We start from the raw sequence: 13,816 nt of genomic DNA on the forward strand, positions 1-13,816 counted from the left end.
TGTCGTTTCCCGCTATCGCCCAATGGCCGCAATGGGTCGTAAGCGGGCATAGAAGATGGGCGGCCGCGAGCGTCCGCTTTCCCGATCCCACCACCAGAACCAGACTGTCTGCTAGCGGCCAAAATCGGCCGCTCCTGTGCCGCTCAAATGCTCTGAATCCCGGTTACCAGCGGACGACTGGTCAGGCGTCCTCCAATCGCACCCAATCAGCGGACTCGAGTGCATATGGGGCAAACAGGAAATCTCGGATCGCTGCGATTTTGTCTTCGCGCCAGTCGACCAGCACAAAGTGCGCAGGTCGTTCCATCGCGCCGCGGTCAAACACCAGCATCGCCGGACGGCCCTCGACCGCGCCGAAGGCGAAACGCCACTTAGGCTCTCCAGCATAGCGCGTGAAATATGGAGCGATGCGGTCGCGGCCCTGCCATTGCAAACGGTTGACCAGGTCGAGCTTTACATCGGCGGCGAGCATCGCGCGGATCGCGTCGAAATCACCCGCGCGGAACAGCTTGGTGAACCTGGCCATCTGCTGTCGCGCCGCATCGGGCATCAGCGGCAGTCGCGTGTCGGCGGGCATGTCCGCCAGCTGCCGCAGCGCCGTTCGCCCGCGTTGCAACGCGGACTTTGCGGCGGCAGGAGTACAGCCGGCGATGCTCGCCACCTCAACAACCGAGTGGCCAAGCACATCCTTCAATATGACGGCGCAGCGCTGAAGCTCGGGTAGGCGCAAGAAGGTCTCGAAGCTCACCGCGATAATATCGCCGTCGGGCATCGGTGCAGCTTCGAGTTCGTCGGTGAGCGGGACTATCGAGCTGCGCGACCGACGACGCAGCAGGTCGAGGCTGGCGTTGTGCGCAATGCGGAACACCCAGCCCTCGAGGTCGTCGATGCCGGCGCTGTCGCTCCGTGTGCGCAGAACCTTGACCAGCGTGTCCTGCACAACGTCCTCACCGTCGAAGGCCGACCCCGTCATCCGCGCGCAGTAGCGATGCAGGCGTGGCCGCAGCGCGGTCAGCCGGTCCTCGAAGTTGTCTCTGGGCGTCATGTACGCGAAGTCTGTGCAGCGACATCGTCGAGGATCGTCGCCAACTTATCCGGCTGTGACAGGAAGGGTGAGTGGCTTGTTTCCATCGTATGCGTGATGGTGGAGCCGCCAATCGTCGGGTCAACCGTAGCGATCATATGATCTTGGCCGCTCAGAGGCACCGCGCGGTCCTGCGTGGTGCGAATATAATGGCGCGGCACCGATCCGAAGCGCTCCGGCGTGATATCCGACGGCGCCAACGCGCCACCATTGGGCTCATCACTGTGCAGTCCCGTTACGATCCGCTCGAAGTCGGTGTCGCATACGTCCGCGTAGAACGAAGCCTTGAGCAATGCACGGTAGGCGTCGTCGGCTGGACCGGGATTGATCCTGGTAGCGCCGATCGCGACGGGATCGCCCACGAACAGCCCGACCGACAACGCCGAGGCCATAGTTTCGTGCGGCAGCATCTCGAGCAGCGATATGCCGTGCGCGACCATGAACCCGGCGATGTAGACGATTGCGGCAAGCTGCTCGGGAATTCGTTCGGCGACCGCCGAGACAACCATTCCGCCGGCCGAATGCCCGACTAGAACGACTTTTCCGCCGCTGGTCGCTGCGGCGTCCTTCACTGCAGCGATTACCGCCGCGGTCCGCTCCTCCAGCGTAACCTCGGCAATGGGCGAAGGCTCGGCGGCGAAGGTGGCCGGATCGAACGGTCGTGCCGCGAGCGATTTTGGCGGGATCGTGTTGGCACCGGCGCCGGGCAGGTCGAGCGTCAGTACGAGATGGCCACGCGCCTCGAGTAATGGGGTGAGTTTGTCCCATGCCGATTGGCTATGCCAACCGCCGTGGACGAGGACAAATGCTGCATTGGGCGTCGACATCGTTGATCCTTGTTCGGTCGGGTTTACTTAAACTTCCTCGGTGTCGAAGGCTAAGATCTGGACGCCGCTGCTGTCGGGGGCATAGATCTGGCGATCCGCGGCACAGGCCTGGCCCTCGGGGCTGGCGAAAGCCTTTCGCATCGCTTCGACATCATCGAAATATACGGTACCGATCAGGTAAATGTCGGACGGCCCGGCCAGCGTCGAGATGGGGCGCGAGCTAACCTTGTATTTGCGGAATCCAGGCATCTTTTTGGCAAGGGGAATGTGCGTGCCGAAATAATGTTCTTTGAACGCCTCGATATCGGCGGGCGTTTTGTAAATCGCGACAAGCCGAGCCATTGCGGTCCTCCTTCAGGTCATTCACGCTTTGAGGACGAAACGGCAGCCCTAAACGGATCGCCGGATGGAAATTTTTTTGTGTTGCCTGGCGGAACCAGGTTGTCGGGACGAGACTAATGTCCGCTTCCCGCCTTCGATCGCCAAAAGTGGCCAGTCCGCTACCGGCCAGAATCTGCCGCCGAGCGAGCCGAGCCGAATGTCCGCTTTCCACCCGTTGCGGACATTCGCGGCCGCCCCTAGTTCTTGGCGTCTTACGGCGGCGGAGACGAAGATGCGGGACCAGCTGAAGAGGGCGGTGCTCGCCTTGGCTCAGCCGCCCGAGGTGCAGCTGGGATTGTTCCCCGATTTCGTCTGCAAGGCCGAGGAACTGGCCCTCGATTTCGAGGATGGCCTATATGAACTGGTGGGCCACGAGGACGAAATCACAGCCCAACAGCGTGCTGCCGTCGATGCGCTTGATGCTTTGCTCGCGATCATGAGTGGCCAGGGCAATGCCTCTTTCTGGACCGAAGAGGGAGTACGTTCCGATCCCAAGTGGGAGGAGATAAGGACCGCAGCCAAGGCCACTGCTGCCGCGTTCGGGTGGGAATTGCGGCCGCCCGGTCCCTCCGGCGCAATCTACGTACCTGCCGGTCGCTAGGTCCGCTTTCCACCCAAAGGGGACGTTCAGCGGGAGCGTCCGCTTGCGACCCATTGCGGACATTAGCCGACGCACTCCTCCTCGGTCTCGAGAGCGACGTTTGCCGATCACCTTGTGCGAAGCTCCTCCACCTTCGGAGTGCCGCACGCGTCCTTCTCAACGCCGTGATCGTGCCGGCCGAAGAGACCGCTCTCGACAGAGCGGGCGGCAAAATCCACCTCGTACTCGCAATTCCACGATTTGGATGAGGGATCGTAGGCGCCGAACCCCAAACCTCGCACTCTGATACGGAATTTGTGAGGCCCGAGTTGGACCGCGGAGAAGATGTCGCCGCCGAACGTCACCATCATAAGTCCGGGCAGTCCGCGGCGGAAGTGAAAAAGACGGATGGTCTGCTCAACGGTGCTGTGTTCCTCGACAGTGAGCAGCGTCGTTCGATCGGGAGCGGCCCATTTGCGCCTTAGCGCCACAGAGGTGGCAGCGCCGTCGGGCGTGCAGGCATCCTCAGACGTGGCGATCGTGCGATGAGCCAGTTTATAGCGATAGGCGCCGTCGTAGGCGCTGCCAGGAAGCGCCTCACATGCGGCCGTGACCGTGCCGACAACGGTCTTGACCGACAACGATTCCCTAGCGCCCGCTCCGGTGCAGAGAAGGGCCGGGGCAGTTGCTGCACCTAGTCTGTGCTTATCCAGATCATCCCCACCTGCGCGGGACGAATGGCTGCCACCGCTCGCGGCCCGGATCAACCGGGAAGGTAGTTCGCGTATCTGAAAACGGCTTGATCGCGGCCTTCGCTCCGCGAGGAGGTCGGAGACCGGCCGGGGCGATGCGCCACGTCCGCTTTCCACCCATTGCGGACATTGGGCGGGGCTGCGATGCTCTGGCATGGCGTTTGGGCTAGAGTATCAGTGCTGCTACTGCGAGGAGGCCATCGCCAAGGCTGACCGCATGGCCCTGAGCATTCTGCTGTCTCGCCTTCGGGCTCCTCGTGGCGGCCCAACCCAGCAACTCTTCGCGCACGCCCGATGCGCAGCTGAAAAGTTCGGCGGCAATCTGAGCCCATCCGTGCCCTTCGACGTGGAAGCCTTCGAGCCCGACTGAACGACCGCTTTCCGCGCGAAGCGACAGCGGCCGGTGATCAGTCCGTGGCGGCGCGGATGAAGAATCGCATGACGATAAAGAGGGCGGCGCTGCCAGCGGCCATCAGCAGCACCATCGGCGCATCATCGCGCTGTCCTATCGCCCCCATCCAGATCAGGCCGGCGAGCGCCGCAAGAACAATGGCGAACGCCCCGGCAGACCACATGCCTCGTAAAGCGGCCCTTCTGTAGCCGGGATCGATCTTCAGCGGGTCATCCATGGGCTGACCATACATCTCGGATGTCCGCTTTCCACCCTTTGCGGGCGTTCACCAGACGTGGGACTTAGCCTTACATTTGCCGTGGCTGCGCCAGGGCCAGCCTACGGTGTACGACGGCCAATTCCCTGCAGCCCCTGGAGGAGTGCGGCGAAGAGGGCTGGAACGGAGAGCAGCAGGCCCGACCAGGCGCTGAACGGAAGGGTCCAGCCGGGATGGGATGCCTGCACGACGGACTGGAGCAGGAGGAGCACCCCGACCGCGATCAGCCCTCCGACGATTGCAGCAATCAGCATCATGAATGGCATCCGAGCCCCCTTCCGATGTGTGTTGGCAATGTGACACAGTAGAGGCCCGGATCGCAACCCCCCGGCTTAGCTGCCGCCGGCGCTAAGGCGGCCGAGCGGCGACGGAGGAGCCGCTCACGGTGATTGTCCTAGTCGCCCGAGCGCGGGGAACAGTTCGTGTTACCGTGCCGTGACGCGAGCGTCTGCTTTCGACCCATTGCGGACATTCTGAGAGCCGCTAGTTTGCCTGACGAGGAATGAGGAGGCGAGCGTGGGGAAGCTGGTGAAGCATAAGCCTGTGGAGAAGCCGGAGTGAGCACCCTCCAAGTGCTATTGCTCGTCGTGGCGGTGGGGTTCGCAAGCGTCGTGACGTTGCTAGTGCGCATTTCGAACCATCTGCAAGCCATCCATGAACGCCATAAGAATCAGCGGGTGGAGAAGCCGGAGTGACGCGCCTTCGGAGCCGACAAACCCTGCTTCTGGTGCTCGCCCTACTCCTGCTGGCGGCGGTAATATGCCCGGAGGCTGCGTACAGCGAGTACACCCCCACGGCCCCCGCTCCATTCTAGTGGGTTTGTAAACGACATAATCGCCACCTTCGTTGCAAACAGGCGCGGGCTCTAACGTCCGCTTTCCACCCACAACGGACGTCCAGCGGGAGCGTCCGCTTACGACCTATTGCGGACATTCGGCTTCATTCGGCGGTGATAACCGCGTCTTCAAGCGAGACGGCATTGCATGTCCACAGGCTGCGCATGTCGTCCTCACGGATAACGGTGACCTTGCCGGTTATGTGGACCTGACGGTCAGAGAGCCGCCGAAGGTCACGCAGCGGGTATATGGTCGCGCACTTCGCCCAGTAGTCGAAGCCCGAGCCCTTCCGCTCGTGCTCGGCATCGAGATCGGCATCGCGGTTCTCCCAGAATGCACGGGTGTCGGTGCGCCAAGTAAAGTAACCTACGACGGTGACGGTCTGGCCCCTGCGGGCATGTGCCGTAGCGATCAGTGCCGTGGGGGTGAGCGCCTCCGTCCGTTCAGCTTGCAGAACCGCGCGAGGCGAATGCTGGCAACCGGAACTCCACAGAGCCACACCAGCAACGAGTAACTTTCTCCGGACCTTCATCGGCGTGAGCATACTCGACCGATGTCCGCTTTCCAGCCGTTGCGGACGTTCAGCGGGAGCGTCTGCTTTCGACCCATTGCGGACATTAGCAGCTCCGACCTATGCGTCGCGGATGAGGTCAACCTTATTAGTGACGTTGTCATTGACGCTGGCGCTAAGCGGATGCAGCTATCACTATGGTCTTCAAGCCGTGGCGCTCGAGGGCAGGGTGGCATTTGTGCCTCAGAAGGCCAAAAACACCGGCTGCTTTTCTGAGTTCAAGGTGACGGGCGAAGCTGGTGAAGTCATTTGGGAGCTGGAGGCGGGTCAGTATCTACCGCCGCCCTGTGAGAATAAGTTTCCAATCATCTACGGTTCCGCCCCGCGTGGCATGACCGAAACGGTCAAGGCGCGACCGCTGCGGGACGGTGTTCTTTACAGGGCCGAAGGCTGGGATGGGGACAGCTACTCTGGTGCGTTCCGGGTCCGCGGAAGGGCAGGCGTCGACAACCTCGAGACTGCTGAGTGAGTGCACGTGGCGGAGGCTTTGAGCTATCGAAGGCAGGCGCCGCGGCGTGAGAAAGCACCAGAGGAGGCGATCATGAAATCTGTTCTGTTCATCTTGCTCAGGGCGTTATCCGCCGCCGGAGCCATTGTAGCGGGACTAGCAACCGCCGCGGCCGCCCGGCACGACCCGGTTGCGGAAGCCCTCCACGCCTGCCTCGCCGCGCCGGATCATCCTTTCGAAGCGGCCCGGGCGTCCTCCCGGGTGCCGCCCGGCGTGATGGACAAGCCAGCGCAAGCAATACCGGTTGGCGGCCCGCGCGGTCGGGCATTCGCTTACGCGGGCAACCGGTCCAACGTAATCACCTGCGGCGTAGCCCTGTACGGGCCGGTTTCCGCCAGTGAGCGCAAGAAGCTTCGCCTCCAGATCGAGCAGGGCGCGTTACGGTTGCAGGCGGCGCCGCCGGATTTCTACAGGGTCGACGCCCGTGCCGGCACGGCATCCTACTGGGGTGATGTCCGTGCGCCTGGCCTCGTCGGCGTGCTGATGCTGGAGCGCTCGCCCGGAGGCGGCGCGCCGACGGTCGACATCGAGTATCACCGCATCCTGGTCCGTTAGTGCCCAGCGGTGCGTTCTATGCCTACACCGTGAAAAGCAGCTGCCGGGCTGTGAGGGCGGGTTGAAGGCCGGAGCGCTGGGCTCTCCAACCCGGCTGCTATTTCCGAGTGTCTGCGTTCGACCCATTGCGGACATTGAGGGGAGGTATAGAACTGCGGTCGATGGAGGTCCGGATAACGGCGCGGCACCGAGGGCCGCTTTGCGTGGGCGCATGGGTCGCGGCCTCCATCGCTCTGACAGGTCCGGTGCAGGCCAGACGTGATGCGGAAGTCGTCGTGGAGCCCATTCACTCCAGTCTTCCCCTCTACAACTTTGCCTGGGAGGACCTATGGCCTCGCGGCTTCGCCAATGGGGACACGTTTGGGTGCACGTCTCGGATTGGGTTCGGCGACTGGCGCTTCACCCCGGCCAAGACCAACCTACAACAGGAAGAGGCCTGGTACCGGTTCAGCAATTACGGGGTTTTCCATTGCGCCGCCGTCCTGGCGCGCGCGAACGCGCGAGCCAAGCTCGGAGCTGCTCACTGGGACTACGGATTTTTCGTCCGCCTCGGGAAGGCTAGGTATCAGTCGACCCAATGGGAGCTCTGGGCGCTTCAAGGTGGGATACTTCCCGGAAGCAACTACACCCTTCTCGCGCGGGAGCAGAAGAAGGCCGGGTTGATCGTTAAGTTTCGCGTCCTCCAGCAGCGTTGCCCATCCGACATGATCCGCGAGTCTCGGGGCTTGGACGTCTGGAGCACGCGTTATTGCGCGATCGACTCCCGGGCCGAACTGCTTTCCCTTGCCCGGAGGATGCTGGACCTTCCCGGAGCCGGGGAGATCGCGCGTGTCTATGGGGCCGAGTAAAGGCACGGTCGGTCGTGTTCGCTTTCCACCCATTGCGGACATCAGGCACACGCTCCAGAGGAACGGGTATGACGGAGCCCGAGCTAGCCGCCGCGTACATCGCTGAAACAATCGGGTCCTTCCTCGCCGGCACCGGCGGCGAGTGGGATTGGGATGACTTCACATCCTGTTCGCTCCCTGACGAGCGACTAGGCAGGATCCGTAGGCGAGCCGGAGCAGTGCCGCTTCCGGCCGGTATGGATGAGCGTGCCACCCTGCTACGCCTCGCCGAAGAGGCCGGGCAGTTGGCGTCTCGTCCAAACGTCCGGGGAGAGGAACCCGCTCCATCACAAGTGGCGGACTAACGTAGTCGCCCACCCATTGCGCACGTTCAGCCCGAGCGTCCGTTTACGACCCATTGCGGACCTTCGGACAAGGGAGCAGGATTCTCAGATGATCGAAGTCCTTCTTCTTCGTGCATGGCTGTCCGCGGCAGTCTCTGAAAGAACGATGCCTGCGCCGCAGGCGCTGCGGGTTCAGGCTGCCACAGCACCGCTCGGGTTCAGCGGCGCGACCCTCACCATTCGATCCTTCCAGACAACGCTCGGCAGGCGCGCAGAACGCTCCGTCGCGCTGAGGACCGCAGGCGGTGCTGTTCGAACGAGGCGGCTGAACGGGGAAGGCGGATGGACGGGCGCCAGCTCGCTCAATCTCTATCATGTCGAGCAGGACGTCTTCCTGGTGGTCGGTCGCAATAACTGCGTACGGATCGACCCAATTCGCACGTCGTTGAGCAGGTGCAGCCGGGCGACTGCCTGCGCGGCTCCGCACATGTTCATCGGGAGATTCGACTGGATGAACGGCTTCGATCCGCCGCACGGCAGGTTCGGCATCGGCTTCAGGTACCTGCCATCTTATGATGCCGCCGAAAGCGAGGGCTGCTGAAGCCGGCCTGGCGTCCGCTTTCCACCCATAGCCGACGTTAAGGGGAGCGTCCGCTTACGAGCCATTGCGGACATTCAGGCGCGGCCGTAGCCATTGCCGCGCATGTTGAGCTTTGTTTGGCACTTACGCGGCTCCGTCCCCGTGGATGGCGTGGGTCCTGATGTGGTCGCGCTCGACCCCGTGGAGCACCTGCTGGAAAGGCAACGGAAAAGCGTACGGGAGCGCGGCTCGGACTATCTTGTTTTCGACCACCCGCTTTGGCGCAATCCGTCAGGGCCAAACTGGCCCGCAATGGTGATTTACGACCATGGTCGATTTTGGATTGAGCAGGGCCTTCACGGGCGAAGGTTGCGGTACGACCTGCGAAGCCTCCACGGCACGATTGTCTGCCTGTCCGCAGCGTTCGCGGCGTTTTTCTTCGGCTTCGCTGATGACGGCCTCTCTGGAGGCCTTAAGTTTGCCGCTGGGGCGTTCGCCTGGCTCTATGGCATGAACATCCTATTGGCACTTGTCCGGGTGCCGTCTGCCATCCGCAAGGCCGTCACCAGCGATTAGTCGAATGTCCGTTTTCCACGTGCCCCGATTCTCAGAAGATTAGCTCACTGCGAAGGCACTCGCCGCAGCTGAGGCCGTGGAGGAGCGGCGCAGCAAGGGCCGGTCGAGCCGCCGCCGGAGCTGCGCTTCGTCCTGGCGTTCCTCGCCAACCGGGCGCCGGAGCGGTGGCCGTTCGACCAATCCTGGCAGCTCATGACGCGGCAGGCGGCCGACGACACGCTCGCGGCGACGTTCGGGCGGCAGCAGGGGCTGCTCGCCGCGATCAATGGGATTTACGTGCAGCTCGGTAGGTGCCGGCCCTGAAGCTAATCCGCCGCCCACGCTGTAGCCAATGCGGGGATTGTGGCGCTAAGCTGGCGCCAATTCCGAGGCTGGAGGAGCTGGCTATGGTGAAGCTGGAGAACCATAAGCCGGTGGAGAAGCCGGAGTGACGCGCCGCCGCTGGTATGTCGTCGGAGGCGCGATTTCCGGCACGGTGCTCGCGATCGCCCTTATTACGGGAACTACCCCGTGGAAAGGCGAGATGGTTTGCTATGCGGCCGATCCAATCGGCTTCAAGCTCTGCATGATCTCCTGGGTCATCGTTTTCGCCGCCTCTGCCTATGGCGTCCTCAAAGCGCCCTCGAGGTACGCACTCGCCGGATCGGAGGACGAGGACGAGGCGCGGTGGAATGGGAGGTTGCGGAAGGTGGCCGGGGCGAATGTGCTGGGGAAGCGCGAATGAGCCCCAGCTTCCGCCGGATCGGCCCGTTCATCCTCGTCACCTTGGTTTATTGGCCGATCGCTCTGATATTTCTCGGGCTCGCCACCATGGGCGACTGCTTTGATGCCGCATGCGAGGCCGGTCGTGCGCCTGCCCTCTGGCGGTTGCTTGCCGGTGAAGCCGCGCTCTATGGGATCATTATCTTCGTTATGATTAGGCGCCGCACCGCGCTCTAGCGTGTTTGCAAAGTATACAGATGCCTCGGCTTTTCTGAAACTCGCAGCGCAGCGTTTATTCGCGGGTTCGACTTGAGGTGGAGTCGATGGCGGCTGGACTGGTCATGCAGCGTCGGGTGCATAGCGGACGTTCGCGACGACATCATCGCACAGCTTCGCAGCTAGCGCCGAATCCGCAGATGATTTTATCAACCCTGGCGCACAGGACGAGGATCAGGACCGCTGCCGCTCCATAAGCTATGGCGCCGACGTTGTTCATCGCCATGCGACTCTCCGGCTCAGCGCTCATACCGCCAGTCTGCCGCTGGCTTCGTATGTCCGCAATGGGTAGAAAGCAGACGTTCGACTGGGCCTCCTCTTCATTACGCGCACCTTCCGAGCTATCGCCTTGGGCGTCTAAAGGGCAGCGGCGGAGCCTCCCTTTTGTCGTTCCTGAATTTTGCGCGCGAAGAGCGTGGCCAGTTCAACGTGCCGGGACGTGGTGACTGGCGGCCTCGCGTCGGCTGCGGCCGACAGCTCGTCGGCGAGCCGCCGCCGGAGATAGCGAAGAGACTGGGGATGGTCACCCGCACCGTCCGTGCCGGCGTTCTGCACCTCTGGTGCCGCGTGGCGCGGTGCGACTGCGATCCCCAGGATGGCCTCCGCGCGCATCCCCGCGATCTCGATGGCGGCCGGTGGGGCATGGTGGTTCAGGGACAATGAAGGAGGCACGACCGCGTTGCATAGAGGGACGTCTCGGATAAAAGGTGCACGGTCGCATCCTGCGCGAACGATGATCACCTCCAGCGCGCGCAGCATCCGGTCGGATGGATTGAGACTTCCCTGCGCGAGCATTCCTAAAGAACGAGGCCTCACGCTACAGGAGCGGAAGCCATCAAGATCCGCAATTGCGATCCTCAGGCTGCGGCTCCCCGCCGCAAGGGACAGAGTTGCGACTCCGCTCGCCGTGGAGGCGCCCGCCACGAAGAGGTCGACGTGCTGGACGATCGTCGGGCCGCCCGGCGGCGTGCTAGCGACGTCGACGAGGGGAGACAGGACCAGCGCCCTCAGCGGCGGTCCGGGCGGTGTTCGGGCGCCATGACCCATTATCCGCTCCTGTCGCGCCATTGCTTCCCAGCTACGCGCTGAGCCCGCGACCGGATGCACCGCCTCTCACGGCGGTGAGCGGCCTCCCTGGGACGGTCTGCCTTGCCTATGCCGCCTGAATCGTCTTTGCCGCCATGCTATGGCACCGAAGCTTCTCAGCCTGCTGCTCCTCCTTGTGGTCGGCTTCTTCGCCGCGGTGGCCTGCTCGCCGCTGAAAACCTTCAACCTCCTCGTGCCGAAGGACGCCGGCGGTGCGCGCGTGGCCGCGGGGCTCCCCTATGGCGAGGGACCCCGTCGGCGCCTCGATGTGTACGCGCCGCGAGTGGCAGGACAGGGGCGGCCGGTCGTCATATTCTTCTACGGCGGCGCGTGGAACAGCGGCACGCGCGAGGGCTACGGGTTCGTCGGCCAAGCGCTCGCGGCGCGCGGGTTCGTGGTCGTCATCCCCGATTACCGGCTGGTGCCGGAGGTGCGATATCCCGCCTTCATCGAGGACGGGGCTGCGGCGGTCCGGTGGGCGGCGGCCCATGCAGCGGAGTTCGGCGGCGATCCGAGACGCATCGTTCTCGCGGGGCATTCCGCGGGCGCCTACATCGCGGCGATGCTCTCGGTCGACGGGCGCTGGCTTGGCAGCGATCGCGCCCTGGTTCGGGGTTTCGCCGGCCTCGCCGGCCCATACGACTTTGCCCCGTTCGACGTTGCGGCCAGCCGGGAGGCGTTCGGCCGTTGGCCGAAGGCCGAGGAGACGCAGCCCGTCACTTGGGCCGGCGCCGGAGACCCACCGGCGCTGCTGCTCGTCGGAGACGCTGATCGAACGGTGCTTCCAAGGAACAGCGAGGCGCTGTCTGCCAAGCTCCGCGCGGCCGGAGTTCCGGCCCGCATAGTGCGATATTCCGGCCTCGGCCACGTCGGTGTCCTGACGGCGATCGCCCGCCCGCTGCGTGGACGGGCACCCGTCCTCGATGACGTCGCTCGCTTTGTAGACGAGGTGACGCGCGGCAAACCCACGCCTTAATTTGGAAGTGCTGATGCCGCGCTACCCGCGCCCGGCGTGGACGCACAACTGGCCTCTCTCGGCGAACCGCCAATGCCCGGCACTAGCTTTCGTTTTGGGGCTCAACGCGTCGGGTGCTGAAGGGCCGCGATTGGAGAGCGAGGTTCAGCTCCACTTTACCGGGTCCGGCAGCAACCAAGGCCGCAATCGCACGTTTGCACGCTCACCAATAGGAGAGTGAGATGAACCGGATCATTGCCGCTGCCGCAGGCATCGCCTTTGTCGCAGCGGGCGCTGCCGCGCCCGCGTCTGCAAAAGGCTGCATGAAGGGTGCGGCCGCCGGCGCCGTTGCTGGCCACCTCATGGGCCATCACGGCAAAGCCGGCGCGGCGGCCGGATGCGTTGCTGGTCATCACCACGCGAAGAAGAAGGCGAGGAAGCACTAGGCTCCTCTCCCGCTTCTTGCGTAGATCACCCAGGTTCCCTCGCCTGAGCTTGTCACTCGGCATGCGGGAACGAGGGCGCTGCCTCGTTTTTCGGAGGCCGGGATGAATTCCGAGGCGGGTGAGATGTCGGAATCCGGTCCGAGGCGGCGCATAGCGAAGACCTGCCTCGTCACCGCGCTGCTTTTGCTTGGCTTGTGGATCGAGCGGCATCTGCTCGCGGCACTCGTGTGGGCGGTGATCCTCGCCATCGCGACGGGACCGTTTTACGAGCGGCTCGCGCAGCGCCATCCACGGCTGCGTCGGGGCCTGCTGCTGCCAGCCTTGTTCACCGGCCTTTTTGCCCTGGCGCTGCTGGTGCCGCTTGCCGCCGCGGTGGCCGAAGGGGTCCGCGAGCAGGCAGACTTGATGCACTGGATCGCGTCGGCACGTTCCACCGGCGTCCCTGTGCCTGCCTGGGTGCCGCGGCTGCCGATCGGAGGCGCGTGGGCGGCGCACTGGTGGCAGGTGAACCTGGCGACTCCCGACGCCGCCGCGCGCGAGCTGGCGCACGTCCATGCAACCGCCATTCACCACAGCCGCGTCTGGAGCGGTGAGATTCTACACCGGACAATCGTCTTCGCCCTCACCCTCCTCAGCTACTTCTTCCTGCTGAAGGAGCAGGAGGCCATCCTTGCTCAGCTGCGGGTCACCGGCGCCCGGCTCCTGGGGCCAACGGGTGAGCGCGTTGCGCAGCAGGTGGTGCTATCGGTCCGAGGGACGATCAACGGTCTCGTCTTCGTCGGGCTGGGAGAGGGCGCCGTCATGACAGTCTTCTATCTCCTCGCCGGAGTTCCCCATCCGGTCCTTCTGGGCTTCGCGACCGCAATAGCGGCCATGATCCCGTTCGGCGCCATACTCATGTTCGGCCTCGCCGCCTTGCTCCTCCTCGCACAGGGATCGGTAATCTGGGCCGCAGCGATCGTGGCCGTGGGCCTGGTAGTGGTCGGCGTCGCCGACCATTTCGTGCGGCCCGCCCTCATTGGCGGCGCGACCCGCCTGCCCTTCCTGCTCGTGCTCTTCGGCATCCTCGGCGGCGTGGAGACGCTCGGCTTGCTCGGGCTCTTCATCGGCCCGGCGACAATGGCCGTCCTGATGCTCCTTTGGCGCGACTGTATGCGAGTGCCGACTGGCGGGCCGGAGCGAACGTTTGACGGGGCGCAGGCAGCGGAGCCTTCCCAGCCTCTGCCTTGAGCGCGCCTCCCCCTTTTGAGCGGCGAACTCTC

19 protein-coding genes are annotated in these 13,816 nt (G+C 64.0%); 11 read left to right on the forward strand and 8 right to left on the reverse strand.

What is annotated here, in order from left to right:
• Positions 1–181 precede the first annotated feature (181 nt).
• Genes VGC56_RS06935 through VGC56_RS06945 form a run of 3 tightly spaced genes read right to left on the reverse strand, consistent with a single transcriptional unit; the run spans position 182 to position 2,253 of the window.
• Positions 182–1,045, reverse strand: a complete 864-nt coding sequence (locus VGC56_RS06935; protein ID WP_464124155.1) for a sigma-70 family RNA polymerase sigma factor — start codon at positions 1,043–1,045, stop codon at positions 182–184.
• A complete protein-coding gene (locus VGC56_RS06940; protein ID WP_464124156.1) occupies positions 1,042–1,911 on the reverse strand; it encodes an alpha/beta fold hydrolase in 870 nt (289 codons plus the stop codon). The genes VGC56_RS06935 and VGC56_RS06940 overlap by 4 nt, the downstream gene beginning before the upstream one ends.
• A 27-nt stretch (positions 1,912–1,938) precedes the next feature.
• Positions 1,939–2,253, reverse strand: a complete 315-nt coding sequence (locus VGC56_RS06945) for an EthD family reductase (protein WP_464124157.1) — start codon at positions 2,251–2,253, stop codon at positions 1,939–1,941.
• Positions 2,254–2,524: 271 nt separating this feature from the next.
• Here VGC56_RS06945 and VGC56_RS06950 point away from each other — a divergent pair, with 271 nt between their 5' ends.
• On the forward strand, positions 2,525–2,893 hold the full coding sequence (locus VGC56_RS06950) for a hypothetical protein (RefSeq protein ID WP_464124158.1): 369 nt from the start codon (positions 2,525–2,527) through the stop codon (positions 2,891–2,893).
• 107 nt (positions 2,894–3,000) lie between these two features.
• On the opposite strand, the gene VGC56_RS06955 is transcribed toward VGC56_RS06950, so the two are convergent.
• The 4 genes from VGC56_RS06955 to VGC56_RS06970 form a co-directional block, all read right to left on the reverse strand.
• The gene (locus VGC56_RS06955; RefSeq protein ID WP_464124159.1) at positions 3,001–3,513 is read right to left on the reverse strand and encodes a hypothetical protein; all 513 of its coding nucleotides are present in this window, start codon (positions 3,511–3,513) and stop codon (positions 3,001–3,003) included.
• A 518-nt stretch (positions 3,514–4,031) separates the two neighbouring features.
• Positions 4,032–4,253 carry a hypothetical protein gene (locus VGC56_RS06960; protein ID WP_464124160.1) on the reverse strand — a complete coding sequence of 74 codons (222 nt, stop codon included), beginning with the start codon at positions 4,251–4,253 and terminating at the stop codon, positions 4,032–4,034.
• Positions 4,254–4,354: 101 nt separating this feature from the next.
• On the reverse strand, positions 4,355–4,558 hold the full coding sequence (locus VGC56_RS06965; protein ID WP_464124161.1) for a hypothetical protein: 204 nt from the start codon (positions 4,556–4,558) through the stop codon (positions 4,355–4,357).
• Positions 4,559–5,231: 673 nt separating this feature from the next.
• Positions 5,232–5,672 (reverse strand): hypothetical protein, encoded by a 441-nt coding sequence (locus VGC56_RS06970; RefSeq protein WP_464124162.1) that lies wholly within the window; start codon positions 5,670–5,672, stop codon positions 5,232–5,234.
• Between the two features lie 100 nt (positions 5,673–5,772).
• Between VGC56_RS06970 and VGC56_RS06975 the strand changes: the two genes are divergently transcribed.
• The 7 genes from VGC56_RS06975 (at position 5,773) to VGC56_RS07005 (ending at position 10,028) form a co-directional block, all read left to right on the forward strand.
• The gene (locus tag VGC56_RS06975) at positions 5,773–6,168 is read left to right on the forward strand and encodes a hypothetical protein (RefSeq protein WP_464124163.1); all 396 of its coding nucleotides are present in this window, start codon (positions 5,773–5,775) and stop codon (positions 6,166–6,168) included.
• A gap of 72 nt (positions 6,169–6,240) precedes the next feature.
• Positions 6,241–6,762: a hypothetical protein gene (locus tag VGC56_RS06980; RefSeq protein WP_464124164.1), complete on the forward strand. Its 522-nt coding sequence runs from the start codon at positions 6,241–6,243 to the stop codon at positions 6,760–6,762.
• 203 nt (positions 6,763–6,965) lie between these two features.
• The gene (locus VGC56_RS06985) at positions 6,966–7,610 is read left to right on the forward strand and encodes a hypothetical protein (RefSeq protein WP_464124165.1); all 645 of its coding nucleotides are present in this window, start codon (positions 6,966–6,968) and stop codon (positions 7,608–7,610) included.
• Positions 7,611–8,042: 432 nt separating this feature from the next.
• Positions 8,043–8,534, forward strand: a complete 492-nt coding sequence (locus VGC56_RS06990) for a hypothetical protein (protein WP_464124166.1) — start codon at positions 8,043–8,045, stop codon at positions 8,532–8,534.
• Positions 8,535–8,696: 162 nt separating this feature from the next.
• Positions 8,697–9,089 carry a hypothetical protein gene (locus VGC56_RS06995; RefSeq protein WP_464124167.1) on the forward strand — a complete coding sequence of 131 codons (393 nt, stop codon included), beginning with the start codon at positions 8,697–8,699 and terminating at the stop codon, positions 9,087–9,089.
• 427 nt (positions 9,090–9,516) lie between these two features.
• Positions 9,517–9,813, forward strand: coding sequence for a hypothetical protein (locus tag VGC56_RS07000; RefSeq protein WP_464124168.1), 297 nt, complete (start codon positions 9,517–9,519; stop codon positions 9,811–9,813).
• A complete protein-coding gene (locus tag VGC56_RS07005) occupies positions 9,810–10,028 on the forward strand; it encodes a hypothetical protein (RefSeq protein ID WP_464124169.1) in 219 nt (72 codons plus the stop codon). Before VGC56_RS07000 ends, VGC56_RS07005 begins: the two co-directional genes overlap by 4 nt.
• 396 nt (positions 10,029–10,424) lie before the next feature.
• Here VGC56_RS07005 and VGC56_RS07010 read toward each other — a convergent pair whose 3' ends face one another.
• A complete protein-coding gene (locus tag VGC56_RS07010) occupies positions 10,425–10,862 on the reverse strand; it encodes a hypothetical protein (protein WP_464124170.1) in 438 nt (145 codons plus the stop codon).
• Between the two features lie 391 nt (positions 10,863–11,253).
• On the opposite strand from VGC56_RS07010, the gene VGC56_RS07015 reads away from it, so the two are divergent.
• The 3 genes from VGC56_RS07015 to VGC56_RS07025 all read left to right on the forward strand — a co-directional run bounded on the left by VGC56_RS07015 (position 11,254) and on the right by VGC56_RS07025 (position 13,784).
• Positions 11,254–12,129: an alpha/beta hydrolase gene (locus tag VGC56_RS07015; protein ID WP_464124171.1), complete on the forward strand. Its 876-nt coding sequence runs from the start codon at positions 11,254–11,256 to the stop codon at positions 12,127–12,129.
• Between the two features lie 221 nt (positions 12,130–12,350).
• Entirely contained in the window at positions 12,351–12,554 is a 204-nt protein-coding gene (locus VGC56_RS07020) for a hypothetical protein (protein ID WP_464124172.1), read from the forward strand.
• 123 nt (positions 12,555–12,677) lie between these two features.
• Positions 12,678–13,784 (forward strand): AI-2E family transporter, encoded by a 1,107-nt coding sequence (locus VGC56_RS07025; protein ID WP_464124371.1) that lies wholly within the window; start codon positions 12,678–12,680, stop codon positions 13,782–13,784.
• The last annotated feature ends 32 nt before the right edge of the window (positions 13,785–13,816 follow it).

The organism is Allosphingosinicella sp., assembly GCF_036403745.1.
Classification (GTDB): Bacteria; Pseudomonadota; Alphaproteobacteria; order Sphingomonadales; family Sphingomonadaceae; genus Allosphingosinicella.

Bases quoted from the DNA above. Each gene is read 5' to 3' on its own strand.
- VGC56_RS06940 (WP_464124156.1), bottom strand. From the start codon at position 1,911: ATGTCGACGCCCAATGCAGCATTTGTCCTCGTCCACGGCGGTTGGCAT.
- VGC56_RS06965 (WP_464124161.1), bottom strand. From the start codon at position 4,558: ATGCCATTCATGATGCTGATTGCTGCAATCGTCGGAGGGCTGATCGCG.
- VGC56_RS07005 (WP_464124169.1), top strand. From the start codon at position 9,810: ATGAGCCCCAGCTTCCGCCGGATCGGCCCGTTCATCCTCGTCACCTTG.
- VGC56_RS07010 (WP_464124170.1), bottom strand. From the start codon at position 10,862: ATGCTCGCGCAGGGAAGTCTCAATCCATCCGACCGGATGCTGCGCGCG.
- VGC56_RS06975 (WP_464124163.1), top strand. From the start codon at position 5,773: ATGAGGTCAACCTTATTAGTGACGTTGTCATTGACGCTGGCGCTAAGC.
- VGC56_RS06990 (WP_464124166.1), top strand. From the start codon at position 8,043: ATGATCGAAGTCCTTCTTCTTCGTGCATGGCTGTCCGCGGCAGTCTCT.
- VGC56_RS06980 (WP_464124164.1), top strand. From the start codon at position 6,241: ATGAAATCTGTTCTGTTCATCTTGCTCAGGGCGTTATCCGCCGCCGGA.
- VGC56_RS06950 (WP_464124158.1), top strand. From the start codon at position 2,525: ATGCGGGACCAGCTGAAGAGGGCGGTGCTCGCCTTGGCTCAGCCGCCC.
- VGC56_RS06970 (WP_464124162.1), bottom strand. From the start codon at position 5,672: ATGCTCACGCCGATGAAGGTCCGGAGAAAGTTACTCGTTGCTGGTGTG.
- VGC56_RS07015 (WP_464124171.1), top strand. From the start codon at position 11,254: ATGGCACCGAAGCTTCTCAGCCTGCTGCTCCTCCTTGTGGTCGGCTTC.
- VGC56_RS06960 (WP_464124160.1), bottom strand. From the start codon at position 4,253: ATGGATGACCCGCTGAAGATCGATCCCGGCTACAGAAGGGCCGCTTTA.
- VGC56_RS07025 (WP_464124371.1), top strand. From the start codon at position 12,678: ATGTCGGAATCCGGTCCGAGGCGGCGCATAGCGAAGACCTGCCTCGTC.
- VGC56_RS07020 (WP_464124172.1), top strand. From the start codon at position 12,351: ATGAACCGGATCATTGCCGCTGCCGCAGGCATCGCCTTTGTCGCAGCG.
- VGC56_RS06945 (WP_464124157.1), bottom strand. From the start codon at position 2,253: ATGGCTCGGCTTGTCGCGATTTACAAAACGCCCGCCGATATCGAGGCG.
- VGC56_RS06935 (WP_464124155.1), bottom strand. From the start codon at position 1,045: ATGACGCCCAGAGACAACTTCGAGGACCGGCTGACCGCGCTGCGGCCA.